Here is a 12128-nt window from a genome sequence, read left to right as displayed (position 1 = left end):
CGCATTCGAGCGTCTGCTTTCAAGCAATTGCCATCGACGTCGTCGCGGGCGAGAGAAGGTCGATTGCATACGGCAGCTATTGCAGGTGGCCGCTGCAAACCGAACCGGCAACTTCCGGCCCTGTGCTGCCTTAGAATATTCCAAACCCCACACGGTGCGGCGCGCCGCACCGGGCGATGATGAGAACTACATCTACGCCATAGCCCTCTAAATTCGGAGGCCGCAACCGTACTAGAAGTCGCTGAAATTGCGCCAACTTCAAGTCTTCTCCCTCACCCAAATGTGCATTCTCACGATTGCCGTCGTTCCGTTCCTGTCGAACTGTGCGTCATGCGCCCGGTGACGGCTCGGCCGCCGCGATTGCATCTTTCAGTCGTGAAGTGCTCCCCGAATTTGGTCCACGAGGCTGGGAGAATTTCCGAATGCGGATCACGGCTATGGCCGCGGTCCAGCGGCCGCCGCATTGCGCACCCTGTTCCGCCCGAGCGCCTTCGCTTCATAGAGTGAGGCGTCCGCGCGCATAAGCAGTTCTCGCATGTCCCTGGCATCCGCCGGGAACGTCGCGATTCCCACACTGATGGTGACCGGCCGGTCCAGACCGGGATGCGGTGCGGTCGCCACCGCGGCGCGGATGCGCTCGGCCAGTGCCGTCGCGCCCGGCGGTGCTTCCGGGCAGAGCAGCGCGAATTCCTCGCCGCCGTAGCGGAACAATTCATCTGCCCCGCGCTTGGTGCGCATGATGATGTCGGCCACCAGCCGAATGACCTTGTCACCCTGAGGATGACCGTACCGGTCATTGATCGACTTGAAGTGGTCGATGTCGATCATCATCAGGCTCAGCGACACCTCCGATCGCATGGCGGCCTGCAACATGACCGGCCCTTTTGCATCGAAACGCCCCCGGTCCTGCAACCCTGTCAGCGCGTCCTTGCCGATTTGCTCGACCAGCTTCTCATAGCGATGGCGGTAGGTGAGACGGTCGAACACGTCGATGGTACCGTGCGCGCTGGCTCGTATGGCGGCTGCCTCGACGAATCGCAAATAGAGCGCCAGCATGATGCTGAAGAATCCTGCCGCCCCGAGCTTGGCGATCCAGCCGCCATAGAAGGCCGAGATCGGGACGCCGGACAACAGATGCAGGCCAACATAGAAAAACACCTGGTCGAAGCTCAGCACGATTGCCAGGCTCAAGAATATCCGACCAGCAGGTGTATTGGTCACCAGCTCGCTAAGCCGCTCGTAGATGATCACAAGCGCAATCAGGTCGACAAAGAGAAGTACGGTGCCCCAGACCATGAGGAAACCTATCTGGTCGAGGAAGCGCAGGTCCGGATTGTATCCCGGCAAGCTGACCGGATCGTTATAGGCCCGCAGGATCATAGCCAGCACCACCATGAGCATGTTGCCGATCAGCAGCCCGTAAATGGGCTGGCGCATGCTCTCCGCGTCTTCCTTGATGTAGAGCAGCAGGAAGAAGGCGAGCTTTCCGGCAAACATCACGGTCGAACCCGGTGAGATCAGCCCGAAGGGCAGCTCGATGAAGAAGACGGCCGCAAGATAGGTCTCCAGGAAATGCATCGCACCGAGAACGCAATAGAAGGTCCCGATCCCGATCACTCTTCTGAAGTTGAAGATAATCGCCATTGCGGCAAAATAGATGACAGCCTGCGCAAGCAGGACAAGAAAACCCGACATTTAGTAAGTAAGCCCCAGCCTCAATCCTTGTTAATCGCGCTCCGCCCGTTTCAGTGGTTGTTCCCTCATGGTTGCTGCCCTGTCCCTATCCGCGAAATCCTCCTTCGCGCAGGAACGCTGCCTCTTCCGGCGTAGTCTCTCGCCCCAGCATCGGGTTGCGATGTGGAAACCGCCCGAAACGGCGAATGATGTCGCGGTGCCCCTGCGCGTGGGAGACCCAGGGCTCGCCCAGCCCTGCATTGAGCCTGACCGAGACATCCTGATCGGCGATATCTTCCGAATGCGCGAAGGGCAGGCAGAAGAACAGCTGCAGAGCCGGCTCGACATGGTCCATGTGCCCTGCGTCGCGCGCCTGCCGGGCATAGTGCCGCGCCAGCAGATCGGTCGCGTACATTTGCCCGGTCCCGCGAAACGCGTTGCGCGGGAACTGGTCGGTCATGATCAGCAGCGCCAGCGCGCCTTCGGCCGACGCCATCCAGTGATCGTGCCGGCGAGCGGCGACATCCATGTGGAGGCTGAGAAAAGCTTCACGAAACCTTCGATCGAACCCGTCATCCTTATCGAACCACCGACCTTGCGCACCGGCTTTTCTCCAGAAGCCGACAACATCCGAGATCAGAGACCCGTCTTCCGGCTGACATATTTTCAGCTTCGCGTGCATGTCGCCTCCGAAACGGCCGGTCTGTTCCTGCGCGGCCCACAAATTCGCCGGTGCCCCCGTTGACGGATCGAGGGCGGATTGACGTTCGGGGCGGCCCCTCGAACAGGACTGCTCCAATCGACGATCAACCCCCTGCCTTGCCAGGCCAGCACGGCGGCGATCACAGCGGGGACAGCGAAGACCACGAGCAGGATCGGCAACTCTTGCGCGAAGGTGTATCCGGCCTTCGTGACGCCGACCCACATGTTGATGAATGCGACGACCAGCCAGACCGGGACGAACAACTTCAGGCCGGTGACGACACCCGTCATGTCACCATCCCAAAGCTTGCCGAACAGCGCAAAGACCCCGCACAGGAGCAATCCGCCGGTGATGACAAGTAGCATGTGCATGGTTGCCCCCGATCCGCTGAACCTCGGCACGAATGACCCGCCTTCACATCGGCAGGTCACCTATGACGTCACTTGGTCGTGTAGCCGCCGTTGACGAGGATGGTCTGGCCGGTCATCCACCAGCCCTCCGAGACCATGAAACGGACATAAGGGACGATGTCCTCGATGTCGGTGAGACCGGTCTCGGAGAAGTTCGAGAGAGCTGCCGCCGTCTTGTGGTAGGCGACGGCATCCTCGCCTTCTGCCGGATAGAAAAACGGCGTGTCCATCGGGCCGGGGCCGATGGCGGTCACCGAGATGCCGCGCTCGCCGAATTCCTTCGATGCCGCCCGCGTAAAATGCTCCACCGGCGCCTTGGTGCCGGCATAGGCCGCATAAAGCGGCGTGTAGGCGCCCAGCAGCGATGTCACCAGCGTACAGATCTTGCCATTGTCGCCGAGATGCTTGCCCGCCTCCTTCAGGAAGAAGAAGGCGGACTTTGCGTTCACCGCGCTCATCTCGTCATATTCGGCTTCGGATATCTCGACGATCGGCTTCTTCAGCACCTTGCCGACAGTGTTGATGGCAATGTCCGGACGACCGATAGCGGCAACGGTGTCGGTGAACAGCTTCTCCATCGCACCGGCGGTGGTGAGGTCGGCCTGGAAGGCGACGGCCTCAGCGCCGGCGACCTTGACAGCGGCCACGGTCGCATCGGCCTCAGCCTTGGAGGAAGCGCTGTTGTAGTGAATGGCAATTGCTTTCGCGCCGTGTTCGGCGAGATCGCGCGCGATCAGTCCGCCAAGGTTCTTCGCACCGCCGGCGATGATGACGGTCTTACCCTTGATGCTGTGGTCGGTCATGGCGTCAGCCTCCATTGCTGATGCGACCGCGCTATGCAGTCGCTTTTGATTGGCAGAATATCATCTACAATTGAGCTATAAAGGCTGCTATTCTGAACATCATATGTTAGAAAAAACGAACAATAAGAAGGCCAGACTCGCTTGGATCGCATTGATCTCTTCCGCATATTTGCGCGTGTCGTCGAATGCTCGAGCTTTACCCGCGCCGCCGATACGCTCGGTATGCCGCGTTCCTCCGTTTCCGCCGCGGTTCTCGAACTGGAGGGCCGCCTCGGCGCAAGGCTCCTCCATCGAACCACAAGAAAAGTGTCGACGACACAGGATGGCGCTGCCTTCTATGAGCGATGCCTGGGCCTGATCGGCGATGTGGAGGAAGCGGAAAGCCTGTTCCGCCAGACCGCGACGCCAACAGGCACGCTGAGGATCGACGTTCCCGGCCGTATCGGGCGCCTGATCATTGCGCCGTCTCTGCCTGAGTTTCTGGATGCCCATCCGGGAATCGATATCCATCTCGGCGTAACAGACCGCGCCGTCAATCTTGTCGAGGAGGGTGTCGATTGCGTTTTGCGCGTCGGGCCCCTGACTGATTCCGGCCTGATCGCGCGACCAATCGGAGAGCTTCCACTGATCAATGTCGCAAGCCCTGCCTATCTTGAACGGCACGGCGTTCCCGAAACGCCGGATGAGCTTTCCGCTCATTGGGCTGTCAACTATGCCTCGCCGTCGAGCGGGCGGGTGGAGGCCTGGGAATGGATCGAGGATGGCGTCTTGCGTTGCATCCCCGTGCGTGGCCGTGTCACCGTCAACAGCGCCGAAGCCTACATTGCCTGCTGCCTCGCCGGGCTTGGTCTCATTCAGATACCCGCCTACGACGTCAAACGTCACCTCGAAGCGAGCGAACTGGTTGAGGTGATGGCAGGCCAGCGTGCGGCGCCGATGCGCATGACGCTCCTGTATTCACACCGCCAGCATCTCTCCCGTCGCCTCCAGGTCTTCGGGGACTGGCTGGAAAAACTGCTGAAACACGAATTGCTCTGAATCTACATGGCCGACCGCTTGGGGGCTCTGCCCCCTGGCGTGGCGCAAGGGATCGCTGACGCTCGGCCGGGACGGTCTCCCATCCTTCCGCGCGAATACGTGTTTCCCACTCTCGCCAATAGCCTCGATCCACTTGTGCAGGCCGGGTGATCCCCCTCCGTCCCGGCCGCCCTTGCACCTTGCACCCCCCGGTCTCGCCGACGGGCAGGGTTGCAGCGCAGCGCTGCGCTCCAACCCAAGCCCATGAAGATCAAGACCATGACCACGAATGCGAACACCCTCCCGACCGTCGAAAATGGCGCGACGGTTTTCATCCCGCTCAACAAGCTCAAAAAGCACCCGAAGAACGCCCGCAAGACCCCACACAGCGAGGCATCTATCGAGGCGAAGGCCGCGAGTATCGCTGCCAAGGGCATCCTGCAAAATCTGGTGGTGGAGCCGGAGCTTGACGCAGGCGGCGAGGTGCGGATCGGAAGCGCTCGACCTGCTCAAAGCCTGGGGCACGGGCCATCCCGGCGGCATCGGCACCATCCATGCCGGCACCGGCATCGGCGCACTGCGCCGTCTCGAACAGCTCATTCAGGAGGCCGTCGGCGCGCGCTGATCGCCGAGACCATCGACCTCGTTGCCGTTCTTTCCGGACGCGGCTCCGCGCGCCGGCTGTCCGAGCGCGCCCGTGTCGAAGGGCTCGGCCCTGATGGCGGCTATCGCATCACCCCCGCAACCAGCCAGCGAGGAGACCCTTCCGTCTCGGTTCCTGCTGGAGCATCTTTGTCGAGGCGCAGCGCAGCGGGGCAGCGACCTATCCCGACAGCCTCTTTCCCGACGCGGCGTCGGCGCTGGTCGATGCCGAGCGCAAGGCCGGGTTCGAGGAAGCCTGCACGCACTTCGTGTCCGGCTACTTCCTGACCTTCCTCTATCTACCGCCCGCCGAGGACGTGGCCCGCGCCGAAACCTGGCTCTACGAGGGCCGCGAGCAATCCGGGGTCAATCCATGGGAGGCTCTGCGCGGTTTTGTGGATCGCACCGCGCCTGGTCGAGAAGATTGTTCAGGGCCGCGATTTCACGGCCATGCCCGAAACCGTCAATGCCGTCGATGCCTGGCTCGGCTCTCTGCCCGGACCCGCTTGGCGATATGGTCATGGTAGGTCGACGGGGCGATCGGCAGCACCTTGCAGATCGGCTCGACCTCGTGGACCTCGCGGTGTTCGTCGATGAACGCGATTATGGCTTGAACCGGCGGTCGAGCTCCGCCTGGGCAAAATATGCGCTCGCCTTGCGCAGGATCTCATTGGCCTGTCGAAGCTCCCGGTTCTCCCGCTCAAGAGCCTTCAGCTTCGCCGCCATGTCCGACGGCACACCGGCCCTGTTGCCGGAATCGACCTCCGCCTTCTTCACCCACTCGTTCAGCGTCTGGCCCGCGCAGCCGATCTTGGCCGAGATCGACATGATCGCCGCCCAGGGCGAGGCATGTTCATGCTTGATCCAGAACCAGCCGCACCGCACGCTGGCGCACTTCCGGAGAGAACTTATTCGTTGTCTTGCTCATATCGGCCCACAGCGGGGCGAACTCCCGCTCCAGCGTCGAAAGCCCCAGTTCACTATCGTCCGGATCGCCCGGAGCGGATGATCGCGCCGAACCCGCGCCTCGAGATCGACATAGCTGAACAGTTCGCCACTTCGTTCGTCGCCGCCGCGCACCCATCACCTCCGAATCCCTTCGGAGCCAATGAATCACCCTTGCGGTCCGGTGACGAGCGCCTTTTTTCAACAGCCTGCTAAAGCCCTCGTTTCGCGAGAGTTGCGACATAGCCGCGGGAATTGCCGATTGATGGCATCAAAGCCGGGTCGTTAGCTGCGTCAGCCATGTGGGCGAAACATCGACGAGGAACGACTCCAGCCGCTTGTCGGCTCCCGAGAGGACAAGCAGGCCGATCGCGAACAGGATCGCCCCGAGTATGGTCTTTCCACCTTGGCCGGCGCGATGAAGCCTGTCGCGCCATCGCATCACGACCTCTCGTGACAGCACGCCAAGGGCAAGGAGTGGCAATGCGGCGCCGATGCCGAAGGTGATCATCACGGCCGCGACATGCCAGAGATCTTTCCCCTGCGCAGCCAGCAGGGAGGCAGCCCCCAATGTTGGGCCAACGCAGGGGCTCCATACCGCACCGAGCAGAAGCCCGACGGCGAATTGCCCCCGGAGCCCAGTTGCCGCGAAGTCGCCGAAGCGACGGCCCGTCCACCCGCCGACAGGTCCAGCAGCGACCGCCAGTTGCGCCTGCAGCCTTGGCGCCATCAACACCGCGCCGAATGCAACCAGGAGAACGGCCGCAACGATGCGGAAAAGTCCGCTGTCCAGACCGATCGAGAATCCGATCGTTGCGACGAACAACCCGATAGCCACAAACGAACTGGCCAGGCCCGACGCGAGTGCGAACGGGCCGAAGCGGTGCGCGGAGACGGCCGCGCCCAGCAACAACGGCAAAAGTGGCAGGACGCAGGGCGATAACGTCGACAGGACACCCGCCAGGAACGCAAGTGCAATGCTGCCAACTTCCATCGCGGCAGTCCTATTTCGTCAGAGTCGACTGGACGAGGGCAGCGATGGAGCTCGGATTGGTGTCGCCCACCGAGCGCCCGGTCTCGGTCCTGCCCCTGAATGCGATCAGGGTGCTTTGACGCTGCGCGCCGAACCGGCGAACGACCGGCTTCTGGCTGTCGAAATCAACTGCGAAGATGACAAGGTCCGAATTCGCCGGCTGCTCGGCAAGATGATCGATAATCGGCTTCTGGGCCCTGCAAGTCGGGCACCAGCTTGCCCAGATATCGACGAGGATGCGAGCGCCCTGTTGTTGCGCGGCCTCAAAAGCGGCCGCATCGAATGTCTTGCGCTCAGCCGCGCTTGCGATCGGAATTGCCAGGATGGCAGCCAATGGCATTGCAACCATCGTGGCAAGGAACAGGCGTCTTTGCATGGGATTCTCCTTTGAAGGGGGCGAAAATCCGTATCTGGATGGAGCAAGGCTTCATCTTACCGCGCCCTAATTAGCTGCCACGCTCGGCTGCGGCGCGAGCCTCCGGAGCATCCCTCTGCCGAACACGGTGCCGAGGCCGAGGAAGAGAGCTGCGGTGCCGAGGTTCCATATCAGGATCATCGCGCTGGCGTCCATCACATGAAACAGCGCCAGCGCCGTCGCGGTGATCGCGGCGACCGCGAGGCTGCCCATCAAGGTCGCCGCAGTCGGGTGGAGCAGTACGGTGTAGCGCAGCATCACCATCATCATGAGGGAAAGCGGCAATCCGGTCAGAACGAGAGTGGCGAAGCAGCGTGCCGCCTCTCCCAGCGTGACGCCCTCGGGGCCGATCCACTGCGTCAAGCACTGATAGCCGATGTTCGACAACCACACGACAAGCGCCGGAAGCGGAAGCAGGAGCCAGAGCCGCGATCGATCGGGGAGGCTCACCTGAAAGGCTGCCAGCGCCGCCAACGCACCGGTCAGGAGCGAGGACGCCATGCTCAGGGCAAAAGCGGGATCGTGCAGCCGTGACACGAGATCCTGACGAATCCCTTGGCTGATGGCGAGGAGCGCCAGTACGAGGAAGGCGACCGCCAGCCAGCAGGCGGCGCGAACTAGAGGCGGCCTCAGACGCCTGACCGGCGGCAAGTCCTTGGCAAGAGCGGCAATGAGATCGGAGGTCTTCATCGGCGTCCTCCATCGTTCCGCTCGGATAACATTCTGCGCAGGCTCCGCAAGGCACGATGCGTCGCCACTTTGAGCGATGCGACCGACACGCCGCTTACGCTTGCTGCTTCCTTCAATGACATTTCCTTGAGCTTGAGCAGTTCTATCGCTTGCTTTTGCATGGGCGGCAGATTGTCGATGGCTCCTTCCAGGCCATGCCGATCGGTTCTCTCTTCAAGGTTCGCTGTTCCATCGGCAAAGGTTTCGTGCTCGGTCGTGAGCGGCGTTTCGCGCGCCCGCAGCCTGCCCTGGCGACGGAGCCGATCGATGAACCGGCGGTTGGCGATCGCGACCAGCCAGGGGCCGAACGGCCTGGCAGGGTCGAAGGTCTGCCGGATCGCATGAACGGTCAGAAGGACATCCTGGACCGCGTCCTCGACATCCTGAGGCTCGCGATAGCGCCGTGCTGCAAGAGCGCGCAAATAGGGAGTAACCTCCTGCAGCAAACGCAGATAGGCCGTGCCATCCCCGTCCTGCGCCCGGGCCATGAGAATGGTCCAGTCTACGTCCGGAATGGAGGATATGTCGCCGTCTGCAGACGCCCGACGAGGATCCATCGGGCTTTGAGGGCGGTCGCGTCCCCCGACAATCCTCAACGGTGCTGCCTGCCTTCGCGGATCGTCGATCATCGCCCGCGCCTTTGCCGTCCAGCCGCGGCTATGCGGCCAAGCGCATGATCGAGCGACAGCGGACCCGGACCAAGCGCCATGATGCCGAGCGCCATCGCCGCCCACGGCAAATGGAAGTTCGCCCATCCGTCCGTGACGACGAGCTGGATGACGCCGGTCATGATGAGCACGCCGAGAGCGGCAAACCGCGTTCCGAGCCCGAGCACGAGCAGGACCGGCAGGACGATCTCGGCGATGCCGGTGATATAGGCGATGACAAGCGGCATGGGAAAGTCATAGGTCCCGCCGAGAATGTGGAGCTTGAACTCTTCCTCGAAGAGATAGGCCGCACCTGGCGAGAGCGACAGGAAGCCGTCCCAGCGTGTGAGGCCCGACCGGAAAAACGGAACCGCGAGCGCAATGCGCAGGACCGGCGGCGCGATCACAAGAGCCAGCCGCTCCAAGCCGCTCAAGGCGCGGTTTGCCGCCCGATTGATAAGACCCATGTTGATCAGCGCGTTCGCCATCGTCATGTCCGCCACGCTGAGGCCTGCGCTTTCTCCTCGGCCCTCGTCTCAAAGCCGACGACCGCGCCTGCCTGCAGAAGCCCGATGAGGCTGGCCGAAAGGTCGAACCGGCTGTCGGTCGCCAACGCCGCCTTGGTGGCTTCCAGTACGGAGTATCCCGCGCGAAGCGCCTTAACGAACGCTGCGCCTCCATCGGGAAGCGAGCGGACTTCCACATCGGCTTCTGGCCGGACAATGATAGCATTCTCGCCACCCCTATCGAGATCGACAGGCCCCGGAACAACATCGCCGACATTCATCTGCCAAATGGTCAGGGCGGGGAAGCAAGACTGTACGATTCGAACCGAGGGATGAAGGATGAGGCGCGTTGCCGGCAGCACGTCCGGCACGACGGCGGCAAGTGCGGCGGGATCGAACGGTTCAGCCACGGCGGCATGGTAGGCTTCCGTCCAGGCTCGCTCGATGCGGGCGACATCCGCGAGATACGGCAAGGTGACCGCGGGCTCAAAGCCACTGACGAAATCGGGAAAGCCACCGCCATAGCCGAGCATGATCGGCGAATCCGACGGTTCGCGCGCAACGTAGACACGCGCAATGGCACGGAAGAAGTCTTGACCGACGATGCGGCAGACCGCCGGAAACGCTGCCTGCAGCGCGTCGATGAGGCCAACCACGACATTGTTGCGATAGACGGCGAAGCGCCGCGCGCTCGGCGCCCCGTCAGGACCAACCAGGCCAGATGGCGCTGGCCGCTCGGGATCAAGCAGCGCTTCGGCGAATTCTCTCTGCCGTTCAGCGAGCCGAAGCATGGCGCAACTCACGATGCCGGGCCGCGGCCATGATGGCTTCGGCCCGATCGGCCTCGGCCTTCAGTTCCGGCCATGTGGGGACATCGGCGTCCCATTCGATCAGGGTCGGTTTCGGGCCGATCCGCTGGACCACGTGAGCGAAGAGGTCCCAGACGATTTCGTCGACAGGGCGATTGTGCGTGTCGATGAGAAGCGGCCGGCCGGCCTCGTCGGCTTCGCGGGTGTAGCCGGCGAGATGGATTTCCTGCACGTGGGCGAGCGGATAGGCGTCGATGTAAGCCTCTGCGTCCCATTGCTGGTTGGTCGAGGCGACATGCACATTGTTGACGTCGAGCAGCAGGCCACACCCCGTGCGCCGCACCACCTCGGCGATGAAATCGGTCTCCGAAAAAGTGCTTTCTGCGAAGGCGAGATAGGTCGACGGGTTCTCGAGGAGCATCTGGCGGCCGAGCATTTCCTCAATCGCGTCTATATGCTCGCAGACGCGATCCAACGTTTCACGAGTATAGGGAAGCGGCAGGAGGTCGTTGAGGAAACCGGCATCGTGCGACGACCAGGCGAGATGCTCGGAAAAGAGCCCCGGCTCGTAGCGCGCGATCAAGCCCTGCAGGCGCCGCAAATGATCCCGATCGAGCGGCCGATCCGCTCCGATCGACAGTCCGACGCCATGGAGCGACAGTGGATAGCGTTCTCGGATCGCGGTGAGATAGCGATGCGGAGGGCCTCCGGCACCCATGTAGTTTTCCGCGTGAACCTCGAAGAAGCCGATGTCGGGGTTGGTCTCGACAATTTCGCGATAGTGCTCGGCCTTGAGCCCGACGCCGGCGCGCGGCGGAACGGGTGCTTGCGGATCATGCGATGCAGCCATCATGACCTCCGGACCTTGGGAGCGCGGCGTGGGCGGGGATAGGCCCGCCCGCAGGGGAGGCGCTCAGGCTTTCGGCGTCAGGCTGCCGGTCCCATTTGGCGTCTTCATCGCGGTGCATGTCCCCTTGGGCACGAGCTTGAAAGCATTGCCCTGATAATTGACCATGCTCGTGCCGGCACAACTGGTTCCGGCGCCGGCGTAGCAGTCGTTCTGGCCCTTCAGCGCCACCCCGAAGCACTTCTCCACCTTGCCGCCTTTGAGGGCCTTCATGGTTTTGGCCTGGTTCTCCTTGATCATTTTTTCCATGTCGGAATGGCTCATCTGAGCGGAAGCCGGCATTGCGGTTATTGAGCCCAGGGCGGCGACGAAAGCGCCGGCGACCAGCGCCGGTAGCATGCGATTGAACATTTCTGTTCCTCCGATTGAGATTGGCGTCGCGGGTTGGCATAGCCATCCGCCCAGCGGGTCGGTCACGACACGCCTGTAAGAATGTTCGCTGCAGAAGGAGAAAGGTTACGTCCTGGTCGCGGCCGATCGACCACCCAAACCACGGGGTACTTGGCTGGGCCATAGGTGAACAACAGATCGCCAGAAGGCACGCCCGTGGAAGCCGTATTGCGCTATACTTGATTGTTGATGCTGGAGTGCACTTGCTTCAGCAAGGATAGCGATGTCGGGCAACGCACCCATTCTGGAATCCACCATCACATGCCCGCATTGCGGACATCGTGAGGTGGAAATCATGCCGACCGATGCCTGCCTGTTCTTTTACGATTGCAAGGCATGCGGCGCTCACCTGAAGCCCAAGCTAGGCGATTGCTGCGTTTTTTGCTCCTACGGAACCGTGCCGTGCCCGCCGGTTCAAGCCAGTCGGCGAGAATCGACTTGCTGCGCCGGAGGTGATTGAGCCCACAACTGGATTTGCGATTTACCTTGCTCGACGAT

Annotated in this window: 14 protein-coding genes, 5 pseudogenes and 1 other annotated feature; of the genes and pseudogenes, 5 read left to right on the top strand and 14 right to left on the bottom strand. The window is 62.2% G+C overall.

Annotated features, from left to right (window positions below; translation table 11 throughout):
* Positions 1-435: 435 nt before the first annotated feature.
* From M2281_RS06770 to M2281_RS06755, 4 genes are all read right to left on the bottom strand, one after another.
* The gene (locus M2281_RS06770; RefSeq protein WP_280820304.1) at positions 436-1695 is read right to left on the bottom strand and encodes a GGDEF domain-containing protein; all 1260 of its coding nucleotides are present in this window, start codon (positions 1693-1695) and stop codon (positions 436-438) included.
* Between the two features lie 85 nt (positions 1696-1780).
* Positions 1781-2356 (bottom strand): DUF924 family protein, encoded by a 576-nt coding sequence (locus M2281_RS06765; RefSeq protein ID WP_280820303.1) that lies wholly within the window; start codon positions 2354-2356, stop codon positions 1781-1783.
* Positions 2341-2748 (bottom strand): hypothetical protein, encoded by a 408-nt coding sequence (locus tag M2281_RS06760; protein ID WP_280820302.1) that lies wholly within the window; start codon positions 2746-2748, stop codon positions 2341-2343. Before M2281_RS06760 ends, M2281_RS06765 begins: the two co-directional genes overlap by 16 nt.
* A gap of 68 nt (positions 2749-2816) precedes the next feature.
* Positions 2817-3590 carry an SDR family oxidoreductase gene (locus M2281_RS06755; protein ID WP_280820301.1) on the bottom strand — a complete coding sequence of 258 codons (774 nt, stop codon included), beginning with the start codon at positions 3588-3590 and terminating at the stop codon, positions 2817-2819.
* 141 nt (positions 3591-3731) lie between these two features.
* On the opposite strand from M2281_RS06755, the gene M2281_RS06750 reads away from it, so the two are divergent.
* From M2281_RS06750 to M2281_RS06735, 4 genes and pseudogenes are all read left to right on the top strand, one after another.
* Positions 3732-4628, top strand: coding sequence for a LysR family transcriptional regulator (locus M2281_RS06750; protein WP_280820300.1), 897 nt, complete (start codon positions 3732-3734; stop codon positions 4626-4628).
* Positions 4629-4886: 258 nt separating this feature from the next.
* Positions 4887-5090, top strand: a pseudogene (locus M2281_RS06745) (ParB N-terminal domain-containing protein); the annotation flags it as partial.
* Between the two features lie 4 nt (positions 5091-5094).
* Positions 5095-5375, top strand: a pseudogene (locus tag M2281_RS06740) (ATPase, T2SS/T4P/T4SS family); the annotation flags it as partial.
* Positions 5375-5656, top strand: a pseudogene (locus M2281_RS06735) (conjugal transfer protein TrbE); the annotation flags it as partial. The pseudogenes M2281_RS06740 and M2281_RS06735, both read left to right, overlap by 1 nt.
* 125 nt (positions 5657-5781) lie before the next feature.
* Positions 5782-5898: a sequence feature (AL1L pseudoknot), on the bottom strand.
* Here M2281_RS06735 and M2281_RS29180 read toward each other — a convergent pair.
* The 10 genes and pseudogenes from M2281_RS29180 to M2281_RS06685 all read right to left on the bottom strand — a co-directional run.
* Positions 5882-6129: pseudogene (locus M2281_RS29180) on the bottom strand (transposase); the annotation flags it as partial. (Overlaps the previous feature by 17 nt.)
* A pseudogene (locus M2281_RS06725) lies at positions 6121-6329 on the bottom strand (IS5/IS1182 family transposase); the annotation flags it as partial. The pseudogenes M2281_RS29180 and M2281_RS06725, both read right to left, overlap by 9 nt.
* A gap of 136 nt (positions 6330-6465) precedes the next feature.
* The gene (locus M2281_RS06720; protein ID WP_280820299.1) at positions 6466-7188 is read right to left on the bottom strand and encodes a cytochrome c biogenesis CcdA family protein; all 723 of its coding nucleotides are present in this window, start codon (positions 7186-7188) and stop codon (positions 6466-6468) included.
* Between the two features lie 10 nt (positions 7189-7198).
* Entirely contained in the window at positions 7199-7603 is a 405-nt protein-coding gene (locus M2281_RS06715; protein WP_280820298.1) for a thioredoxin family protein, read from the bottom strand.
* A 66-nt stretch (positions 7604-7669) separates the two neighbouring features.
* Positions 7670-8332: an NrsF family protein gene (locus tag M2281_RS06710; RefSeq protein WP_280820297.1), complete on the bottom strand. Its 663-nt coding sequence runs from the start codon at positions 8330-8332 to the stop codon at positions 7670-7672.
* Complete coding sequence (locus M2281_RS06705) at positions 8329-9000, bottom strand: sigma-70 family RNA polymerase sigma factor (RefSeq protein ID WP_280820296.1); 672 nt, start codon at positions 8998-9000, stop codon at positions 8329-8331. The genes M2281_RS06710 and M2281_RS06705 overlap by 4 nt, the downstream gene beginning before the upstream one ends.
* Positions 8997-9506, bottom strand: coding sequence for a DoxX family protein (locus M2281_RS06700; protein ID WP_425537679.1), 510 nt, complete (start codon positions 9504-9506; stop codon positions 8997-8999). The genes M2281_RS06705 and M2281_RS06700 overlap by 4 nt, the downstream gene beginning before the upstream one ends.
* Before the next feature lie 2 nt (positions 9507-9508).
* Positions 9509-10315, bottom strand: coding sequence for a DNA-binding domain-containing protein (locus M2281_RS06695; RefSeq protein ID WP_280820295.1), 807 nt, complete (start codon positions 10313-10315; stop codon positions 9509-9511).
* Entirely contained in the window at positions 10299-11183 is an 885-nt protein-coding gene (locus M2281_RS06690) for a DUF692 domain-containing protein (RefSeq protein ID WP_280820294.1), read from the bottom strand. Before M2281_RS06690 ends, M2281_RS06695 begins: the two co-directional genes overlap by 17 nt.
* 63 nt (positions 11184-11246) lie before the next feature.
* Positions 11247-11591: a DUF2282 domain-containing protein gene (locus M2281_RS06685; protein WP_280821141.1), complete on the bottom strand. Its 345-nt coding sequence runs from the start codon at positions 11589-11591 to the stop codon at positions 11247-11249.
* A gap of 262 nt (positions 11592-11853) precedes the next feature.
* Here M2281_RS06685 and M2281_RS06680 point away from each other — a divergent pair, with 262 nt between their 5' ends.
* A complete protein-coding gene (locus M2281_RS06680) occupies positions 11854-12090 on the top strand; it encodes a GDCCVxC domain-containing (seleno)protein (protein WP_280820293.1) in 237 nt (78 codons plus the stop codon).
* Positions 12091-12128: the final 38 nt, after the last annotated feature.

Source organism: Pseudaminobacter soli (ex Li et al. 2025) (assembly GCF_029892515.1).
GTDB lineage: Bacteria > Pseudomonadota > Alphaproteobacteria > Rhizobiales > Rhizobiaceae > Pseudaminobacter > Pseudaminobacter soli_A.
The sequence above is the reverse complement of the archived record's forward strand: the minus strand, read 5'-3'. Positions and strand labels throughout refer to the sequence as shown.